Annotated in this window: 18 protein-coding genes; 13 read left to right on the forward strand and 5 right to left on the reverse strand. The window is 70.0% G+C overall.

The annotated features are described in order from the left end of the window. The first annotated feature begins 199 nt into the window (after positions 1–199). From ACO0LU_RS06275 to ACO0LU_RS06295, 5 genes are all read left to right on the forward strand, one after another. On the forward strand, positions 200–850 hold the full coding sequence (locus tag ACO0LU_RS06275; protein WP_424790546.1) for a 50S ribosomal protein L25/general stress protein Ctc: 651 nt from the start codon (positions 200–202) through the stop codon (positions 848–850). 42 nt (positions 851–892) lie between these two features. Further along, positions 893–1,492, forward strand: coding sequence for an aminoacyl-tRNA hydrolase (gene pth / locus ACO0LU_RS06280; protein WP_424790547.1), 600 nt, complete (start codon positions 893–895; stop codon positions 1,490–1,492). A 94-nt stretch (positions 1,493–1,586) separates the two neighbouring features. Continuing rightward, the gene (locus tag ACO0LU_RS06285) at positions 1,587–3,365 is read left to right on the forward strand and encodes a hypothetical protein (RefSeq protein WP_424790548.1); all 1,779 of its coding nucleotides are present in this window, start codon (positions 1,587–1,589) and stop codon (positions 3,363–3,365) included. Between the two features lie 188 nt (positions 3,366–3,553). Continuing rightward, the gene (gene mfd / locus ACO0LU_RS06290) at positions 3,554–7,252 is read left to right on the forward strand and encodes a transcription-repair coupling factor (protein WP_424790549.1); all 3,699 of its coding nucleotides are present in this window, start codon (positions 3,554–3,556) and stop codon (positions 7,250–7,252) included. 40 nt (positions 7,253–7,292) lie between these two features. Further along, the gene (locus tag ACO0LU_RS06295) at positions 7,293–7,910 is read left to right on the forward strand and encodes a hypothetical protein (protein ID WP_424790550.1); all 618 of its coding nucleotides are present in this window, start codon (positions 7,293–7,295) and stop codon (positions 7,908–7,910) included. On the opposite strand, the gene ACO0LU_RS06300 is transcribed toward ACO0LU_RS06295, so the two are convergent. The 5 genes from ACO0LU_RS06300 to ACO0LU_RS06320 are packed head-to-tail and all read right to left on the reverse strand — an operon-like array spanning position 7,873 to position 13,618. Next, positions 7,873–9,057, reverse strand: a complete 1,185-nt coding sequence (locus tag ACO0LU_RS06300; protein ID WP_424790749.1) for a cysteine desulfurase family protein — start codon at positions 9,055–9,057, stop codon at positions 7,873–7,875. The two genes, ACO0LU_RS06295 and ACO0LU_RS06300, sit on opposite strands and share 38 nt — an antisense overlap. 16 nt (positions 9,058–9,073) lie before the next feature. After that, entirely contained in the window at positions 9,074–9,928 is an 855-nt protein-coding gene (gene nadC, locus ACO0LU_RS06305) for a carboxylating nicotinate-nucleotide diphosphorylase (RefSeq protein ID WP_424790551.1), read from the reverse strand. Further along, positions 9,928–11,607 carry an L-aspartate oxidase gene (locus ACO0LU_RS06310; RefSeq protein ID WP_424790552.1) on the reverse strand — a complete coding sequence of 560 codons (1,680 nt, stop codon included), beginning with the start codon at positions 11,605–11,607 and terminating at the stop codon, positions 9,928–9,930. Before ACO0LU_RS06310 ends, nadC begins: the two co-directional genes overlap by 1 nt. Next, positions 11,604–12,902: a quinolinate synthase NadA gene (nadA, locus tag ACO0LU_RS06315; RefSeq protein WP_424790553.1), complete on the reverse strand. Its 1,299-nt coding sequence runs from the start codon at positions 12,900–12,902 to the stop codon at positions 11,604–11,606. The genes ACO0LU_RS06310 and nadA overlap by 4 nt, the downstream gene beginning before the upstream one ends. Next, positions 12,899–13,618, reverse strand: coding sequence for an NUDIX hydrolase (locus ACO0LU_RS06320; protein WP_424790554.1), 720 nt, complete (start codon positions 13,616–13,618; stop codon positions 12,899–12,901). The genes nadA and ACO0LU_RS06320 overlap by 4 nt, the downstream gene beginning before the upstream one ends. A gap of 265 nt (positions 13,619–13,883) precedes the next feature. Between ACO0LU_RS06320 and ACO0LU_RS06325 the strand changes: the two genes are divergently transcribed. From ACO0LU_RS06325 to ACO0LU_RS06360, 8 genes are all read left to right on the forward strand, one after another. Then, positions 13,884–14,429, forward strand: a complete 546-nt coding sequence (locus ACO0LU_RS06325) for a hypothetical protein (protein ID WP_424790555.1) — start codon at positions 13,884–13,886, stop codon at positions 14,427–14,429. Positions 14,430–14,469: 40 nt separating this feature from the next. Continuing rightward, positions 14,470–15,186, forward strand: coding sequence for a MazG family protein (locus ACO0LU_RS06330; protein WP_424790556.1), 717 nt, complete (start codon positions 14,470–14,472; stop codon positions 15,184–15,186). A 198-nt stretch (positions 15,187–15,384) separates the two neighbouring features. Further along, positions 15,385–16,665, forward strand: coding sequence for a phosphopyruvate hydratase (gene eno / locus ACO0LU_RS06335; RefSeq protein WP_424790557.1), 1,281 nt, complete (start codon positions 15,385–15,387; stop codon positions 16,663–16,665). A gap of 322 nt (positions 16,666–16,987) precedes the next feature. Beyond that, positions 16,988–17,689 (forward strand): DUF4386 domain-containing protein, encoded by a 702-nt coding sequence (locus tag ACO0LU_RS06340; RefSeq protein WP_424790558.1) that lies wholly within the window; start codon positions 16,988–16,990, stop codon positions 17,687–17,689. Positions 17,690–17,754: 65 nt separating this feature from the next. After that, positions 17,755–18,135: a hypothetical protein gene (locus ACO0LU_RS06345; protein ID WP_424790559.1), complete on the forward strand. Its 381-nt coding sequence runs from the start codon at positions 17,755–17,757 to the stop codon at positions 18,133–18,135. A gap of 4 nt (positions 18,136–18,139) precedes the next feature. Further along, on the forward strand, positions 18,140–18,370 hold the full coding sequence (locus ACO0LU_RS06350; protein WP_424790560.1) for a helix-turn-helix transcriptional regulator: 231 nt from the start codon (positions 18,140–18,142) through the stop codon (positions 18,368–18,370). Positions 18,371–18,508: 138 nt separating this feature from the next. After that, positions 18,509–19,111, forward strand: coding sequence for an FtsB family cell division protein (locus ACO0LU_RS06355; RefSeq protein WP_424790561.1), 603 nt, complete (start codon positions 18,509–18,511; stop codon positions 19,109–19,111). After that, positions 19,108–19,599 (forward strand): DUF501 domain-containing protein, encoded by a 492-nt coding sequence (locus ACO0LU_RS06360; protein WP_424790562.1) that lies wholly within the window; start codon positions 19,108–19,110, stop codon positions 19,597–19,599. Before ACO0LU_RS06355 ends, ACO0LU_RS06360 begins: the two co-directional genes overlap by 4 nt. Positions 19,600–19,690: the final 91 nt, after the last annotated feature.

The raw sequence follows: 19,690 nt of genomic DNA on the forward strand, positions 1-19,690 counted from the left end.
CCGGTACAGGTGGTGACCCACGGCGGTCATGGGGCTAGGATGGACAGGTTGCCTCGGCGAGGGACGTCGGTTGGGCAGATGCGCCCGCTGTCAGTCCGTGATTCGACGCGGTGGTCCCGACCTTCGCGCGTCGTCCGCCCGGTGTCCCCGCCCGTGGCCCACCCACCGACCTGCACGCTTCCCTTTCGGAGATCCTCACGTGTCTGACAACGACAAGTACACCCTTGAAGCCAATGTCCGTACCGAGTTCGGCAAGGGCGCTGCCCGCCGCACCCGGCGCGCCGGCCTGATCCCGGCGGTGATGTACGGGCACGGGAGCGACCCGATGCACCTGACCCTGCCCGGTCACGAGACATTCCTGGCGTTGAAGGACAACCCCAACGCACTGCTCACCCTGGTGGTCGACGGCGAGAGCCAGTTGGCCCTGTCCAAGGACGTTCAGCGCGACCCGGTGCGGCGCACGATCGACCACGTCGACCTGGTACAGGTGCGTCGCGGTGAGAAGGTCTCGGTGGAGATCGCCGTGCACATCGAGGGGGAGTCCGCCCCGGACACCATCCACACCCTGGAGATGCAGACCCTGCAGGTGCTGGCCGAGGCCACCAACATCCCCGAGTACGTCGTGGCCAACATCGACGGGCTCGAGGAAGGCCACGTGCTGCGCGCCGGCGATCTGCCGCTGCCGGCGGGCGTGGAGTCGGAGGAGGACCCCGACACCGTGGTCGTGCTCATCACCATCCCACGGGTCTCGGAGGAGGACCTCGAGGCCGACACCGAGGACGCCGAGGAGCCGGCCCTGGTCGGGGAGCCCGAGGGCGAGACCGACGAGGGTGGCGAGTCCGAGGGCTGAGCCCCTCCGCCCGTCGCCTCGCACACATGACCCTGGGTCACGATGAGTGCTGAACTGTGGCTCGTGGTGGGCCTGGGTAATCCAGGGCCCACCTATGCCGGGAATCGTCACAACGTCGGCGCCATGGTGATCGAGGCGGTGGCGGAACAGGTGCCCGGGGAGTTCGTGCGCCATCGGGCAAGGGCGCAGGTGCTCGATGGCCGGATGGGCGTACGGTCCGGTGGAGCGCCCGGGCCGCGCGTGGTGCTGGCCAAACCGTCGACGTACATGAACGTCTCCGGGGCACCGGTGGCGGCCCTGTGCCGGTTCTACTCGGTGCCGCCCGAACGCCTGCTGGTGGTGCATGACGAACTGGACCTGCCCGCCCACACCCTGCGGTTGAAGCAGGGTGGTGGCACCGGTGGGCACAACGGGCTGAAGTCGATCAGTGCGGCGCTGGGCACCCCGGGGTATGTGCGCCTACGGGTGGGGATCGACCGGCCGCCGGGCCGGATGGACCCTGCCGATTACGTCCTGCAGGACTTCCCCGCCGGTGAGCGCACCGAGTGGGCGGTGACCGTGGAGCAGGGCGCCCAGGTGATCCGCGACGTGATCCACGACGGCCTGGAGCGCACCCAGAACCTGCTGCACACCAGCACCTGACGTCCGGCCGCGGCGGTGCGGAAAGGACCGCCGCGCCGGCGCCACCCCGGCGCTACTGTGCATGCCAGGGTGAGACGGCGACGAGGGGCGCACCATGACAACGAACGACGGCGGAACACGCCTACCAGCGCACACCTACCAGCAGCCGGTGGCGCGGGGCTACGGGCCGGGACCTGCCGGCACTCAGCAGGTCAGGCGTGGTCAGCCGGGGTTGGGCTGGTTGTTTCTGGCCCCGGTGCTGGTGCTGGTGCTGTTCCAGCAACTCATCCCGGCCGTGCGCACCTTCGTAATGAGCATGCAGGACGGGTCGATGCTGGCCGATGGGGCCTGGGTCGGGATGGCGAACTACCAGAGGATCGCCTCTGCAGGACTGCTGCAGGCAGTGCTCTCCGGGGCCCTGGTCGGAGCGGTGATCGCCGTCGTCGGTTTCGCCGCCGGGTTCGCCCTGGGTCTGCCGGCCAGGGCTGCCGCGGGCGGCGCCCGCCGGGTCGGCCTGGCGATGGCAGGTTTGGCGCTGATCTGCGTGGCCCCGGTGGCATCGGTGATCGGCGTGAGCCAATTGGTTCATCCGGTGAATGCCGCCCGCGTTTCGCAACTGCTGGTGTGGCTGCCTGCGGCCACCGTGAGCGGTTTCCTGACGGGTGCGCTGGCCCGTCCCCCGGTACGTATCGGGGGCACTGCGGCAGTCGGAGCAGCCGTCGCCGCGATGGCCGGCGCGGCCTTGAGCGTCCAATCGGCTGCGGGTGTGCTGCTGGGACGGTCATCCGGGGACCCGGCGGCGATGATCTACCACTTCTCATTCCTGCAATTCCACATCGGTGCCGGAGCGGCTGTCAGCACCGTGCTGATCCTGGTCACCGTGCTCCTGGGGGTGCTGGCGACCCAGGCGCTCCTCGCCTCCCGATTGCGGTTGCGGACCGGTGTCCGGCCCACGCCCGGACGCCCGGAGCTCGGCGCGCACCTGGCCCACTCCGGCCACCCGGCTGCTGTGGACCACCGCCCCCGGGGTGGCGCCGGTGCGGTGATCGGTGGAGTAGTGGTGTTGCTCCTCGCAGTGGTGGCTAGTGCCCCGTGGTTGTTCGCCGGGGCTCTCGGGCCGGGCGACCCTATGCCCAGCGGACGGGAACTCCCCGCTGCGGGTGCGGCGTTGCTCGGCACATGGCTCGGTGGCGCGGGAGAGGTTCTGCTGGTGGTGGTGGTGGCCGCGCTCGCCGGCCGGGGCATCGGCTACCACCGTCCACTGGGGGAGCGCAGTGTGCCGGTGCTGTTGACGATCCTGTCGCCCGCGCTATTCCTCGGTCTGGTTCCGTTGATGACGGTGCACTTCCTGGACCGCTCCGACCTCGGCTTGATCGGGACGTTCCTGGGGAGCGTGCATCCACACCTGGTGGTCGTGCCGCTGGTCTTCCTGTGCGCCTACCTCGCGGACGCCCGGCGCACGAGCGTCGATGGGCCGGGAGCGGCCCGCCGGACGACGGTGGCCGCGATCGGACTGGCCGCGGGGTTCCTGCTGCTGCTGCGATCAGAATCGATCTGGTCACTGCTGGTGGGCGGGCCGAGAGATCAAGACTCGGTGATGATGGCGCTGCAGGTCTGGCAGATGGGGAGGGCTCCCGAGGCGTTGGGGCTACTCAAGCCGTGGCCCGTGCTGGTGCTGATGGCTGCGGTCCTGGTCACCTGCGCGATCGGTCTCGGCCGCCTACAACTGGGCTACGCAGGACCGCACGCCGCCGGCGCGTATCAGGGGCAGCCCCCGTTCCAGGGTCAACCCCAACAGCACCCGTCTCAGGGGCAACCCCCACATGCACCGGGTGTCCCGCCGCGGCAGCACCCGTATCACGGCCCGTCGCCGCAGGCGCTGCCAGGAGGTTGATGCCGCCCAGGGTGGTCACCCTCACGCCGGCGCCCCGGGCGCGAGTGCACCCACGGCGGTAAACTGGAACACTGTGCGACCCGCCCCCCGCATCCGCGCGGTGCGGGCCGTTCGTGCTGCCTGCGGACCCCCTGGCGGCGCCCTGCCGAAGCACGCCCAACCCGGATCATCCCGCGAACGAGGACCTTATGAGCCTGGCCGGACTACTTCCCGCCCTGCGCGCCGATCAGGCGCTGACCGAACTCGTTGATGCGGTCGCCACCCGCGGTGACCTCGACGTCACTGCCTCCGTGGGCGCGCGGCCGGCCATCCTGGCCGACCTGGCCCTACGCGGCGCTCGGCCGCTGGTGGTGCTCACCGCCACGGGCCGGGAGGCGGACGAACTGGCCACCGCGCTGGGGACCTACCTCGATCCGGCCGATGTGGCGACCTTTCCGGCCTGGGAGACCCTGCCGCATGAGCGGCTGTCCCCGCGTAGTGACACCGTGGCCCGCCGCATCGCGGTGCTGCGCCGCCTGGCCCACCCCAACGCCGCCGAAACCGGAACCGGAGGAACAGCGGGGCCGGGTCGCCCGATCCGGGTGCTGGTGGTGCCGATTCGCGCCGCCCTGCAGCCGGTCGTCAAAGGCCTGGGCGACCTGGAACCGGTGGCACTGCGCAATGGGGAGCACGCGCCGATGGAGCAGGTGATCCAAGACCTGGTCGATGCCGCCTACACCCGGGTGGACATGGTGGAGCGGCGCGGGGAGTTCGCCGTCCGCGGCGGGCTGCTGGATGTGTTCGCCCCCACCGAGGCACACCCCCAGCGGGTGGAGTTCTGGGGTGATGAGGTGGAGGAGATCCGCTGGTTCTCCGCCGCCGACCAGCGCTCCCTGGAGATCAGTGAGGACGGGTTGTGGGCGCCGCCGTGCCGGGAGATCCTGCTCACCGATGCGGTACGCGAGCGCGCCCGGGACCTGATTCCGTCGCTGCCCGGGGCCACCGACATGCTGGAGAAGCTGGCCGAGGGTATCGCCGTGGACGGGATGGAGTCCCTGGCCCCCGCGTTGGTCGAGGGGATGCAGCCGCTGCTGGACCTGGTGGATCCCGAATCCTTGGTCCTGGTCAATGAACCCGAGCGGGTGCGTCGGCGCGCCCACGACCTGGTCGCCACCACCGAGGAGTTCCTGGCCGCTGCCTGGACGTCGGCTGCCGCCGGTGCGCACACCCCGTTGGACCTGTCCGAGGCCTCCTTCGAGACCCTGGCCGATACCCGCCAGGTTGCGCTGCGGCGCGGACTGGGCTGGTGGACCCTGGGGGCCTTCGGCCGGGACGCCGAACTGGAGGACCTCGCCGACCCGACTGCGGCCGAGGCCGCGACCGCCGGCGATGAGGATGATCCGTTCCCGGCTGCCGGGCACACCGTCGTCGTCGACTCCCGAGACGTGCACGGCTACCGCGGTGACACCGAGAAGGCGGTGGCCGACCTGCACGACCTCACCGGACAGGGCTGGCGGTTGGTGCTGGTCACCGAGGGGCCCGGACCGGCGCGCCGGATGGTGGAGATGCTGCTGGACGCCGAGGTGCCAGCCCGCCTGGTCGCCGGGGTGGAGCCCGCCGGTGCCGATGCCCGGTCTGGGGAGGACGAGAGTCTGCCGACGGCGGGGGTGGTGCTGGTCACCACCGCGTCGGTGGGTAGGGGGTTCGTCAGCGAGGACCTGCGCCTGGCGTTGTTCACCGAAGCCGACCTGACCGGCCGGGCCGGGGCGGCCTCCACCAGGGACATGCGCCAGATGCCCTCCCGGCGACGCAACGTGGTGGACCCATTGGCCCTGCGGCCCGGTGATTTCGTGGTGCACGAGCAGCACGGGGTGGGCAAATTCGTCGAACTGCTCAGCCGTACCGTGGGCGCCGGGCGCAACGCCGCCACCCGGGAGTACCTGGTGATCGAGTATGCCCCCTCCAAGCGCGGTCATCCCGGGGACCGGTTGTACGTGCCCAGTGACTCCTTGGACCAGGTGACCAAGTACACCGGTGGGGAGTCGCCGTCGCTGAACAAGATGGGAGGTTCGGACTGGGCCAAGACCAAGGGCCGGGCGCGCAAGGCGGTCCGGGAGATCGCCGGTGAGCTGATCCGGCTGTACTCCGCGCGGATGGCCACCACCGGGCACGCCTTCGGTTCCGACACCCCCTGGCAGCGTGAACTGGAGGACGCCTTCGCCTTCGTGGAGACCCCCGACCAGGCGGTCACCATCGATGAGGTCAAGGCGGACATGGAAAAGCCCGTGCCGATGGACCGGCTGGTCTGCGGGGACGTGGGCTACGGCAAGACCGAGATCGCGGTGCGGGCGGCGTTCAAGGCCGTCCAGGACGGTAAGCAGGTGGCGATCCTGGTGCCCACGACCCTGCTGGTGCAGCAGCACTTCGAGACCTTCTCCGAGCGGTACGCCGGTTTTCCCGTCGAGGTGCGCGCGCTGTCCCGCTTCCAGAGCAAGGCTGAGGCCCAGGAGGTCAAGGACGGCGTGACCTCCGGGGCTGTGGACGTGGTCATCGGCACCCACCGGCTGCTCACCGGGGAGGTGCGGTTCAAGGACCTGGGCCTGGTGGTGATCGATGAGGAGCAGCGATTCGGGGTGGAGCACAAGGAGACCCTGAAGCAACTGCGCACCAACGTGGATGTGCTGGCGATGAGCGCCACCCCGATCCCGCGCACCCTGGAGATGGCGGTGACCGGCATCCGGGAGATGTCCACGCTGGAGACCCCTCCGGAGGAGCGCCACCCGGTGCTGACGTTCGTCGGGCCCCACGCGGACAAGCAGATCGCCGCGGCGGTGCGGCGGGAGTTGCTGCGGGAGGGGCAGGTGTTCTACGTGCACAACCGCACCGAGTCCATCGACCGGGCCGCCGCCCGGATCCGGGACTTGGTGCCCGACGCCCGGGTGGTGGTGGCACACGGGCAGATGAACGAGCACGAGTTGGAGCGGGTGATCGTCGACTTCTGGAACAAGCGCGCCGACGTGCTGGTCTCCACCACGATCGTGGAGACCGGCCTGGACATCTCCAACGCCAACACCCTGATCGTGGAGCGTGCTGATGCGATGGGCCTGTCGCAGTTGTACCAGTTGCGCGGCCGGGTGGGCCGGGGCCGCGAACGCGCCTACGCCTACTTCCTCTACCCACCCGAGCGACCCCTGACCGAGACCGCCCACGAACGCTTGCAGACCATCGCCGCCAACACCGAACTGGGCTCGGGGATGCGGGTGGCGATGAAGGACCTGGAGATCCGCGGCGCGGGCAACCTGCTCGGCGGGGAACAGTCCGGGCACATCGCCGGGGTTGGTTTCGACCTGTATGTGCGGATGGTGTCCGAAGCGGTCGCCCAGTTCCGTGGGGAGGCACCCGAGGAGGTGCCCGACCTCAAGACCGAGATCGCCGTGGACGCCCACATCCCGCACGACTACATCTCCCACGAGCGGCTGCGCCTGGAGGCCTACACCAAGCTGGCGCAGGTCACCGACTCCTCCGGCATCGAGGACGTGCAGGCGGAGTTGGTGGACCGGTACGGACCGGTGCCCGAGCCTGTGCAGCGGCTGTTCGGGGTGGCGGCATTGCGGATCAAGGCCCGGGCCGCCGGACTCTCGGAGATCACCGCGCAGGGCAAATTCCTGCGGTTCGCGCCGGTGCAGCTGGCCGACTCGGCTCAGGTGCGCCTGAAGCGCCTGTACCCGGGCACCGTGCTGAAACCTGCGATCCGCACCGCGCTGGTGCCGGCGCCGTCCACCTCGCGGGTGGGCGGGACCCCGCTGCGCGATGAGGCACTCATGGAATGGCTCACCGGGCTGATCGATGCGGTGTTCGCTCCCGGTGCCACCGTGGCGGCCGCCGCGGCGGTGGCGCAGCGGGGCTGAGTGGATAGTTGCGCCCACGTCGCCTATCGTGACTTCCGCAATGTCAAGACGACGTTTTCCAGTGGCTGCCGCGATCCTGACCGGAGTCATGCTCGTCGTGGGCTGCACCGAGGAGCCCGGGGAGCCCGCAACGTTCCCGGAAGAGGGGCCCCGCTGGCTTGTGATCTCGACAGGTGAGGGTTTTAGCGAAGGTGGGGACGGCGAGGTCCCGGACGGGTGGGTGCCTCTGCTCACCCATGATGACGGGTGCAGTCTTGCCGGGTACGGCGTGCAGATCGATGAGCCCTTGGAGGACGCCCGTGCGACAACGGCGGATGAGCTCGACGAGTTGTTGGAATCTGAGGATTTACCGGCCGGCGATATCCGCGAGGAGGAGTTCATCATCTCCGGCGGGGTGAGTGAGGAATACGACACTCTGCTACCGTTCATGGTCGCCGACGGGCTGAATGATGACGGTGGCGAGGTGAGGTTTGCCTCGCGCGCCGGTTCCCGAGTCCACTACAGCGGTGACGTGACCACAGATCTTCTCCACCTGCGATTGGCCTGCCCCGGGTCGATCCAAGAACACGTATGGGATGAGGCGCGCACGGGGTTACGTCCGGGCATGTCGATTGACGGGGTCACCCCCGATGACCCGTGGGGCGCCGTCTCCGGGTGAGCGCGCACTGGCCGAGTGCGGACAACGCGTGCACGGCCTCGGCCAGCGCTGCCGCGGTGCGGTCCAGGTCAGGCTCGGTGACCGAGGCCGCGAAGGTCATCCGTACTGCGGTCTCGGCCACCTCTGCAGGCACCCCCAGGGCCAGCAGGACTGGTGAGGGCTCGTCCCGCCCCGCGGCACAGGCAGACCCGGACGAGCACCGGATCCCGCTCCGCTCCAACTCCAGTAGTACCGCCTCCCCGGCGGTGCCGGGGAAGCAGAACGAGGCGTGCCCGGGCAGACGGCGCTCGCGGTGCCCGGTCAGCATCGCGGTCGGGACCCGATCCAGCACCCCGGTCACGAACGCCTCGCGCCGGGCCGTGACCGTCTCGGCGTCGTCGACCCGACCGGCCTCGGCGACCCCCAGTGCGGTGGCCAGCCCCACGGCACCGGCCACGTTCTCGGTGCCCGAGCGCCGGCCGTTCTCCTGACCGCCGCCGTGGATCAGCGGCTCCACCGGCAACCGGCCCCGCAGGAACGCAGCACCGGTGCCTTTTGGAGCGCCGACCTTGTGCCCGGAGATGGTGAGGGCATCCACCCCGAGGGAGCGCACGTCCAGGTCCAACCAGCCGGCGGCCTGGACGGCATCGGTGTGGAACAGCGCACCGGCATCGCGGGCCAGCGGTACCAGGGTGGCCAAGTCCTGCACCGTGCCGATCTCGTTGCTGGCGTAGGCGATGCTGACCAGGGTGGTATCGGCGCGAAGCGCCTGCGCCAGCGCTTCGGGGCTGACCACGCCATCGGCGTCCACGTCCATCATCGAGACCTCGAACCCATGGTGGCGCACCAGATAGTCCACCGAGGCGCTCACCGCCTCATGCTCGATGGGGGAGGTGACCAGGTGCCGGCCCCGGGGGCTGGCCAGCGCCAGGCCCTTGATCGCCAGGTTCGCCGCCTCGGTGCCCCCGGCGGTGAAGGTGATTTCCGATGCCCGCGCCCCCAGTACACCGGCGACGGCTCGGCGGGCCCTGGTGAGCCCGTCCTGGGCACGGGTGCCCAGATCATGGGTGGAGGAGGGGTTGCCGAACTCTGCGGTCAGGTAGGGCCACATCGCCTCCAGCACCTCCCGGCGCACCGGGGTGGTGGCGGCATCGTCCAGGTGCAGCACGCTCACAGGTCGTCCTTCATGCTGCCACCTGCACGTCCAGGCCCAGGTCCAGCGCCGCCACCGAGTGGGTCAATGCCCCCACCGAGATCACGTCCACCCCGGTGGCGGCGATGTCGGCGACGGTGTCCAGGGTGACGTTGCCGCTGGCCTCCACGATCGCCCGGCGTTCGACCAGCGCGACGCCCTGACGCAGATCCTCCAGGGTGAAGTTGTCCAACATGATCGTGTCGATGTCCGCAGCCAGCACCGGTTCGATCTGGTCCAGGCGATCGACCTCTACCTCCAGATGCACGGTGTGCCCGAGCCGTCGGCGTGCCTGGCGCAGCGCCTCGGTCAGGTCCAGGCCCGCGGCCGCCAGCACTGCCAGGTGGTTGTCCTTGATCATCACCGCATCGGAGAGCCCGAAGCGATGGTTGTGCCCGCCACCGGCCCACACCGCGTGGCGTTCCAGGACACGCAGCCCCGGGGTGGTCTTGCGGGTGTCGGCGATGCGGACCCCGGTGCCGCCCACCGCGGCCACGTACCGGGAGGTGGCGGTGGCGATTGCGCTGAGGCGCTGGGTGAAGTTCAACGCGATCCGCTCGGCCTGCAGCACCGCCCCGGCCGGCCCGTGCACCCGGGCGAGGGTGTCTCCGGCGCTGAACGCCTCGCCGTCGGCCCTCATCGCGGTGACCTGTACGCCCGGATCGGTGCGGGTGAACGCGGCGGCGAACACCTGAGTGCCGGCCAGCACACCGTCGGAGCGGGCCACCAGCTCCGCGGTCGCGGAGGCCGACGGCGGAAGGACGGTCGCGCAGGTCAGGTCGCCCCAGGGAGCGTCCTCGGTCAGGGCGGCCTGCACGATGGGTTCGATCAGGGCAGTGGTCAGCATCAGGTCACCATCAGGGCTGGGGTCATGGACTGGTCGTCGGTGGGGGAGGGGGAGGGTTTGTTCGGCCTCGCGGCGTCGGGACTGTCGGCGCGGTAGTGCGCTCCGACGGAGCCGGGCCGGGCTAGGGCGGCAGCAGCGGCGGCCCGGGCGAGCAGCAACAGGTTGGCATCCTCGTGTTCGGCGATCGTGCGTGGCGGGGGCATCGCGGCCGACCAGGCATCCAGTGCGCCCAGGGCGGTGCGCAGTCCCCCAGCGGTGCGCACCAGGCCGACGGCGTCCCACATCAGGTGCTGCAGGGCATCGCGGGAGAAAGGTCGGTTGCTGGCTGTGCTGGCTGGGTCGATGGTGTCGGTAGCGCCTGCAGGGAAGAGTGCTGCGCCGGATGCGTGGGCACCCGAGCCCGGGTGGGACGGCCATGACGCCGGTGCGGCTGGCCATGACGCCGATGGATTGGCCAGGGCAGTAGCGGCACGGTGGGCGAACACCGCGCCCTCCAGCAGCGAGTTCGACGCGAGCCGGTTCGCCCCGTGCACCCCGGTCCTGGCCACCTCCCCGATCGCGTACAGACCCGGGACGCTGGTGCGACCGTCCAGGTCGGTGCTGACCCCACCCATGGCGTAGTGAGCCGCTGGGGTGATCGGCACCGGTTCGGTGCGCCAGTCCAACCCGGTGGCCAGCACCGCGGCGTGGATGCTGGGAAAACGGGTGGGCAGCCGGGCGGCGAGCGCCGTGGCATCCAGCAGCACCGGGGCCCCGCCCTGGGTGGCCATCTGAGCCGCGACGGCCCGGGCCACCACATCACGTGGCGCGAGTTCGGCATCGGGATGCGCCGCAGGCATGAACCGCCGCCCGGAGGCGTCCAGGAGCACCGCTCCCTCACCGCGGACCGCCTCGGAGATGAGGAAACCACCGATCGCCGAGGTGGTCGGGTGGAACTGATAGAACTCCAGATCCGCTGTCCGCGCACCGGCGCGCAGGGCGAGCGCTACGCCGTCACCGGTCGCGACCAGCGGGTTGGAGCTGTGGGCGTAGAGTTGTCCGGCCCCGCCGGTTGCCAGCACCACCGCGTCGGCGAACAAGGAAACCGACCGCTGTGACACCGAACGCTGTGTCGCGGCAGCGGACCCACGGTTTGAACGTCCCTGCCGGCCGGCGACCGGTGGTGGTGCCGTGATCACCTGCACACCGCGCACGCGGCCGCGCTCGGTGCGGATCTCGGTGAGGAACGTGTGCTCCAGCACCCGGACCTGGCCGTGCGCCCGTAACCGGGCGATCAGGGCCGCGGTGATGTGCGCGCCGGTGGCATCGCCCCCCGCGTGCAGGATCCGGGGATGAGAGTGCGCCGCCTCCAGTCCGCCTGCTAGGCCGGCGGCGTCGGTGTCGAAGGCGACCCCGGCGCCCAGCAGGTCGGCGATCCGCTCCGGGCCCTCGGTGCACAGCACCCGCACCGCCTCACGGTCACACAGTCCGGCGCCGGCGCGCTCGGTATCGAGGGCGTGCGCACCGGGACTGTCCCGATCGAAAATGGCTGCGGCGATCCCACCCTGGGCCAGGGAGGTGTTGCTCAACTCCAGCGGACCCTTGCTGATCAACGTCACCTCGCAGGTGGCGCTGGCGTGGAGGGCGCACAGCAGGCCGGCGATCCCGGAACCGGCCACCACCACGTGCGGCTTGCTCACGTGCCCGGCCTCGCGGCCAGCATCCGCTCCAGCGCCACCGTGGCCGGTGCCGCGACCTCGGCGGGCACCGAGATCTGGTTCAGCACCTGTCCGTTCACCAGGGCTTCCAGCACCCAGGCCAGGTAGCCGGGGTGGATCCGGTACATCGTCGAGCACGGGCAGATCACCGGGTCCAGGCAGAAGATGGTGTGCTGCGGGTGCTCGGCGGCCAGGCGCTGGACCAGGTTGATCTCGGTGCCGATGGCGAAGGTGGTGGGCTCGGTGGCCCCTTCGATCGCCCGGCGGATGTAGTCGGTGGACCCGGACTCATCGGCGGCATCGACTACCGGCATCGGGCACTCGGGGTGCACGATCACCCGGACATCGGGGTGCTCGGCGCGGGCCTTGTCGATCTGGGCGGTGGTGAACCGTCGGTGCACCGAGCAGAACCCGTGCCACAGCACCACCTGGGCATCGCGCAGCGTCTGCGCGTCATTGCCTCCCAGGGGACGGTTCGGGTTCCAGGTGGGCATCGCCTCCAGCGGCACCCCCATCGCCTTGGCGGTGTTGCGGCCGAGGTGCTGGTCGGGGAAGAACAGCACCCGCTGGCCCCGCTCGAACGCCCACCGCAGCACGGTCTCGGCGTTGGAGGAGGTGCACACGATGCCCCCGTTGCGCCCACAGAAGGCCTTCAGGGACGCCGCGGAGTTCATGTAGGTGACCGGGATGATCGGGGCACGGGTCGGGTCCCCGCCAGCGCCGTCGGCTGCTGCGTCCACCTCGGCATACACGTCGCACAACTGCTCCCAGGCCTCCTCGACCTGGTCGATGTCGGCCATGTCGGCCATCGAGCAACCGGCCGCCAGGTTCGGCAGGATCACCGACTGCTCCGGACCGGAGAGCAGATCGGCGGTCTCGGCCATGAAGTGCACGCCGCAGAACACGATCGCCTCGGCCTCGGGGTGGGCGCGGGCGGCTTTGGCCAGCTGGTAGGAGTCACCCACGTAGTCGGCGTGGATGATCACCTCATCGCGTTGGTAGAAGTGGCCGAGGACCACCACACGTTCGCCGAGTTCGGCGCGGGCGGCGCGGATCCTGGCGTGCAGGTCATCGACCGGGGCGTCGCGGTACTCGGCGGGCAGTTCGCCCTGGCGCGGGGCGGTGGCGGGCAGGGTGTCACCCATGGAGGCGCCGGGTCCGTATCCGCCCGGGTCGAAGGCCCACGGGCCCTGGGTGAGGTCGTCGGAGCAGGTTTCGGCGTCCGTGGCGCCGGTGCGCACACCCTGGATCAACACATCGACGGAAGCGGTGGTCATGAGTTCCTCTCGGAGAGCAGCACGGGCCCCAACGGTCCGTGGTCGGTCATGGACATGGACTGGTCGTAGCGGTACAGCCGAGCGGGGCGGTGCCGGCCTCCGGTGCGCATCCCACCGGTGGCCACCACATGCCCGGAGGCGAGCACCTGGCGCCGGAAGTTCGCCGGGTCCAGACGCTTGCCGAGCACCACCTCATGCACCTCCCGGAGGTCGGCCAACGTGAAGGTCTCGCCCAGGAAGGCGTGCGCGATCCGGCTGTGCGAGACCTTGGTGCGCAGCCGCCACAAGGCGTAGTCGACGATGAGGTTGTGATCGAAGGCGAGGGTGGGCAGGTCATCGGCGGGCAGCCAGCGCACGTTCTGCCGGGCTGGGGCATGGGCCACTTCATCGATCCCGACCAGGGCCCAGTACACGATCGAGACGACCCGGGTTGCTCCGGGGGACCGTTCGGGGTCACCGAAGGTGTAGAGCTGTTCCAGGTACTTGGGCTGCAGGCCGGTGGTGGACTGCAGGGCACGACGGGCGGCGTCGGTGGGGCCTTCGTCTGCTCCCAAGGGGCCCCCGGGCAGGGCCCAGTGGTTGTCATAGGGCGCGCGCAGTCTGCGCACCAGCGGGATCCACACCGTCGGCTCACCGCGTGGTTGGAGCGGGTCGTTGCTGCGCAGCGCGAAGATCACCGTGGATACGGCGAGGTCGATCGCGGACCCGGTGTCCAAGGGCGCTCCTCACCGCAGTAATGGTATCCACGACTATAACCAAGTGGATGCCTTAGTGTCTCACAGACCTTTACGAATGGTCCAGGGCGTTCCATATCGGCACGGTTCGGGCCTACCGGTGGGGCTGCTGCGGATCGGTGACCGGGTTGCGCCACCGCCCGAACCGGAGCCGTAGACTGGCCACCTCTCGCTGGGGTTGCTCACGCATGGCCCCGGCCCGCCTACGATGATCTCCAACCCGTGATGTTCACGAAAGGTCCATGCCGTGGTTTCGACCTCCCGCCTGCTCAAGGTCATCAGCGCTGTGCTCATCGCTGTCCTGGCGCTCGGCGCCTGCTCCGCGCGGCCCGGTACCGCTGCGGTCGTGGACGGGCGCACGATCAGTGAGAACGACCTGTCCCAGGCCTCCTCCGAGTTGAGCGAGGTGCTCGGGCAGCCGGTGAACTCCCAGGCGGTGCTGCAGATCCTGATCGTGGCTCCCACGATGATCCAGGTCGCTTCCCGTCACGGGGTCTCGGTCTCGGCCGATGACGCCCAGGACTTCCTCGCCGGCGAAGCGGCTTCCAGTGGGCAGCAGGTGGCCGAGGGCGGCTACGGAGCCGGCACCGTCACGGTGGGCCGCTATCTGCTGCTGGACAGCGCGCTGCGCAGTTCCAACGAAGGCGGCGCCATCGGAGCGGACCTGCAGGAGGAGTTCGCCGATCTGGACGTCGAGCTCAGCCCGCGGTACGGCGAGTGGACCCCGGAGGCGGGACCCACGCCGGTGCAGCCCGACTGGATTCTGAATCCGGGCGAGGGTGATGCGGCCTGATCCCCGGACCCATCGGGCAGTGCAGGGGGAGGTGGGGCCGGTGAGCACGAACGACGGCGGCATCCGGCGGGCCGGCAGCGAGTTGCTCCGCGCGGTGGCGGTGATGGACCGGCTGCGTTCCCCGGGCGGTTGCCCGTGGGATGCCGAGCAGACGCATGCCTCGCTTGCGCCCTATGCGGTGGAGGAGGCCCACGAACTGGCCGAGGCCGCCGAGTCCGGCCAGGTGGATCACCTGCGCGAGGAACTGGGGGATCTGCTGCTGCAGGTGCTCTTCCATGCCCGCATCGCCGCCGAGGCCGAGGACGGTTTCGACATCGACGATGTGGCGACCGCCCTGGTGGACAAACTCATCTACCGCCACCCTCACGTCTTCACCGACGACGGCGAGCGGGGCCTGTCCGCGCAGGAGGTCACCGACCAGTGGGAGGTGCTCAAGGCCGCCCGGCAACGCCGAACCTCGGTGCTGGAGGGGGTCCCCACGTCGCTACCGGCCCTGGCCCGGGCACAGAAGGTGCTGAGCCGGATCGGGAAGGCGGGCCTTGAGATCGAGCCCGACCCGGCCGGGCCGGAGGACCGGATCGGCGCTCGCCTGCTCGAACTGGTGCACGAGGCCCAGCGCCAGGGAGTCGATGCCGAGGCAGCGCTGCGCAACCGGATCCGGGGCCTGGAGGAGCAGGTACGCCGGGCCGAGCACGTGGCGAAGCCGGATACCGCGACGCAGACCCGGACGGGCACCGCTGAGCCGCGGCAGCAGTGAGGAGGCAGTGCCACCCACGCAAGCGCCGGCTATCCGGCACCTCGGCCAACACGGCCGCCCGGTCATCGAGAGCCGATGACGGGTGTCGTTTACCCACACGTTGCGTGTCGTTGGTCGCACGCCGGTGCGCGCGGCGTGCGGAGCGCACTATCGTGTGGGGCGGACCGTGCTTGTGTTGTCGATGAATTGGAGTGAATAGTGGCCACTATCGAGGCCCTGGGTGCCCGCGAGATCCTTGACTCACGCGGCAACCCGACCGTTGAGGTCGAGATCGCCCTGGACGATGGCTCCTTCGCCCGCGCCGCCGTGCCCTCCGGGGCCTCCACCGGCGCATTCGAGGCGGTGGAGCGCCGCGACGGCGACACCACCCGATACCTGGGCAAGGGTGTCCAGGACGCCGTGGCCGCGGTCACCGAGACCATCGCGCCCGAGGTGCTCGGCCTGGACGCCGCCGACCAGCGGTTCCTGGACCAGACCCTGATCGATCTGGACGGCACCGCGAACAAGGGCACCATCGGCGCCAATGCGATCCTGGGGGTCTCCCTGGCCGCCGCGCGGGCCAGCGCCGAGAGCGCGGACCTGTCGCTGTTCCGTTACCTGGGCGGACCGAACGCGCACCTGTTGCCGGTGCCGATGATGAACATCCTCAACGGTGGATCGCACGCCGACTCCAACGTCGACATCCAGGAGTTCATGATCGCACCGGTGGGTGCGGGCACCTTCTCCGAGGCGCTGCGCTGGGGCACCGAGGTCTACCACGCACTGAAGTCGGTGCTGAAATCCCGTTCCCTGGCCACCGGTCTGGGCGATGAGGGCGGCTTCGCACCGAACCTGGAGTCCAACACTGCCGCACTGGACCTGATCCTGGTCGCGATCGAGCAGGCCGGTTTCAAGGCCGGCTCGGACATCGCGCTGGCCCTGGATGTGGCGGCCACGGAGTTCTTCGCCGAGGGGTCCTACACCTTCGAGGGTCGGGCGATCACCCCCTCGGACCTGGTGGACTACTACGCCAAACTGGTGACCGACTACCCGCTGGTGTCCATCGAGGACCCGCTCAGCGAGGACGAGTGGGACTCCTGGAGCGACCTGGTGGCCAAGGTCGGGGACAAGGTGCAGATCGTGGGCGATGACCTGTTCGTCACCAACCCCGAGCGGCTGGCTCGCGGCATCGAGACCAGGGCCGCCAACTCGCTGCTGGTGAAGGTCAACCAGATCGGCACCCTGACCGAGACCTTCGATGCCATCTCCCTGGCTCAGCGCAACGGGTTCACCGCGATGGTTTCGCACCGGTCCGGGGAGACCGAGGACACCACCATCGCCGACCTGTCGGTCGCGGTGAACGCCGGGCAGATCAAGACCGGCGCGCCGGCGCGAGGTGAGCGCATCAACAAGTACAACCAGTTGCTGCGTATCGAGGACGAACTGGACAGCGCAGCCCGCTACGCCGGCGCGTCGGCGTTCCCCCGCTCCCGGTCCTGACGCGCGGCCCGGTCGAACGGTGACCAAGCACCGGGTCACCAGGCACGTCGCCTGGTGACCCGGTGCTTCGCATGCCGCCGGCAGTTGGTCACGCGGCCGCCGAACTCGCGCCCCTCCTCGTCTCGGCAGGGCCGGGCGCGACGACCCGGGGGAGTCCGGCCGATGATCGTTGTGGTGACCTGTGGTGGGCCGTTGCCCGGTGTCCCGACCGCGGCACGAAAGATGTAAAGAATAGTAGACACTATGTAAGGTTTACTATACGCTCCTTCTGCCCGACGACGCGTGATCCGGCGACCGGTCGGGCCAACACCGAGGAGCGACGATGGCGTCCACTGTCCGCACGGCCCGGCTGACCGGGCTGTCCTACCTGGGGCTCGTCGTGACCGGCGTTGCCGGCTTCATGCTGATCAGATCCCAGATCTTCGTCGAGGGCGACGGAGCCGCCACCCTGGCCAACCTCACTGCCTCGGAGGGCCTCGCCCGGCTGGGTGTCGTGATGGAACTGGGGATCGCGCTCACCCAGGCCCTCACTGCCCTGATGTTCTACCGGCTCTTCCGCGGTGTCAGCAGCCTCGCGGCCGGTGCGATCGCTGTGTTCGGCATGGTCAACGCCGTCGTCATCCTGGCCAGCAGCGCGCTGCTGGCCACCGCCGTGGGGGTGGCGGGGGACCGGCCGGGCGCGCTTGGGGACGATGCCGCCGCCGCGGTCCAACTGCTCTACGCGACCTCGGAGGGATTGTGGGCCGCCTGCGGCCTGTTCTTCGGGCTCTGGCTCATCCCGATGGGCTGGCTGGTGCTGCGATCCCGATGGATGCCCGCCCCGCTCGGCTGGATGCTCATCGCCGGCGGTAGCGGCTACGTGCTCAGTACCGCCTCCGGGCTGTTGCTGCCCGATCACTCGGTGATCGGCACGATCCTGACCCTTCCCGCGACGGCCGGTGAGTTCTGGATCCTGGGCTACCTCCTGGTCAAGGGCGTGCGCCCTGGAGCGGGGACCGGCGCGCAGGTCGCGACGGTAGCCTAGGCACGTCGCAGGAACGGGAGGGCACCGAACTGTCGTACGAGGAGAAGGGCACGTGGGTCTATCTCGTGGTGACCCTGGCCGTGTTCGCCGGTTATGTGGCGACGGTGCTCGGCCGGGCGCAGACCCCGATCACCGCCACCGCTTACCAGGTGCCGCTGCTCGTGGCCGTCGGGGTCGCGGTGATCGCCACCGTGGTGCTCCGGGTGCTCGTGGAGATCGTTCGCCCGAGCGAGACCTACCAGGCGGACAGCCGGGACCGCGACATCGACCGCCTCGGAGTGATCCGTTCCTGGGGCCTGGTGGTGGCCGGTGCGCTGGCGGCACTGGTGATGGCCCTGGCCGAGTGGCCCCACTTCTGGATCGCCAATGCCCTCTACCTGAGTTTCGTCCTGCACGCGGCGATGAACTCGGTGGTGAAACTCTTCGCTTACCGGCAGGGGTTGTAGCGAGGTGGTCAAACCGACCAGGGTGACCAACCGCATCCGCGCGCTGCGGTTCGCCCGCGATGAGATGACCCAGGCAGAACTGGCTGCCGTCGTCGGCGTCACTCGCCAGACCATCATCGCGATCGAGCAGGGTAAGTACTCTCCGTCGCTGGAGATGGCGTTCCAGATCGCCCAGGCCCTGGGCGTGGACCTCGGCCAGGTATTCCAGTACCCGGGCGGGGAGCGGGATGACTAGGGGGCCTCGGTCGAGTGTGAAGCGCGGCCCCGGCGCCGGATCGAACTCGGCCGGGCCTCATGCTCTCACCGCGGCAACCGGGCGACACTCCACCGGCGGCTCACGGGATTTGTCCGGTGGGTGCGTGACGATGTTGTGGTGAGTGCCCGCCGCCCGACCACCCCTCGTGCGCCGTCGCGCGCCCCGGCGTCGAAGCAGCGCGGCGGAGCCGACCCCGCCACCAGGGGCGGTCGGGGCCATAGCGGCACCTCCGGGTCCCGGCCGCGGCCCAGTCCGGGCAAGACCGCCCGGGCCCCCCAGCGCGGCGCCGGACGAGCGGCCGTCGTCGATCCCGAACCGCCGCCGCGACAGATCACGGTGCGTACCCTGGTGCTGTTCCTGGTGGTGCTGATGGCCTTCATCGTGGTGACGCCCACGCTGCGCGCCTACGTCACCCAGGCCGAGCAGCAGCGCACCCTGGTGGCCCAGATCGAAGCCACCGAGGAACGCAACATCCAGTTGCAGCGCACCGTGGACCGATGGGAGGACCCCGCCTACGTGCAGGCCCAGGCCCGCGAGCGACTCGGGTTCGTCCACCCGGGGGAGACCGCCTACCTGGTGGTCGACCCCGAGGTCGTGACCGGCGAAGAGGTGGAGTCCGATCCGGACGCTGACGGCCCGGTGCTGATGCCCCAGGTGGGGCCCTGGTACATCACCGTGACCGACTCGTTGCGGGTGGCCGGTGAGGTTGGCGAGGAGTGAACGAGCCGGCGACCGAAGCCGACTTGGCGACGCTGGCCGAGCAGTTGGGCCGTGCCCCGCGCGGCGTGGTCGCGGTCGCTGCCCGCTGTGTGTGTGGCCGGCCCCTGGTGGTGCGTACGGCACCCCGGCTGGAGGACGGCACCCCCTTCCCCACGATGTACTACCTGACCCACCCCGCCGCCGTGGCGGCCACCTCCACCCTGGAGAGTCAGGGCGTGATGAAAGAGATGACGGAGCGCCTGGCCACCGATGCCGATCTGGCCGCCGCCTATGCCCGCGCCCACGAGCAGTACCTGCGCAGGCGCGCTGAACTCGGCGATGTTCCCCAGATCGAGGGGATCAGCGCCGGCGGCATGCCCACCCGGGTCAAATGCCTGCACGTCCTGGTGGCGCACTCCCTCGCCGAGGGACCGGGGGTGAACCCGCTGGGCGACGAGGCGCTGGACCTGCTCGCCGACGTGTGGAGCCCGCAGCGCTGCCACTGCTGAGCCGCGCCACCACTGCGGTACCGCTGGGGTGTCCACGGGCCGGTGGAAGCCCCGGCGTGAAGGCATGCTGACGATCTGGCAGGCTGTCCGG

The sequence above is a fragment of the Pseudactinotalea sp. Z1748 genome, assembly GCF_049725185.1.
Taxonomy (GTDB): domain Bacteria; phylum Actinomycetota; class Actinomycetes; order Actinomycetales; family Beutenbergiaceae; genus CALKWS01.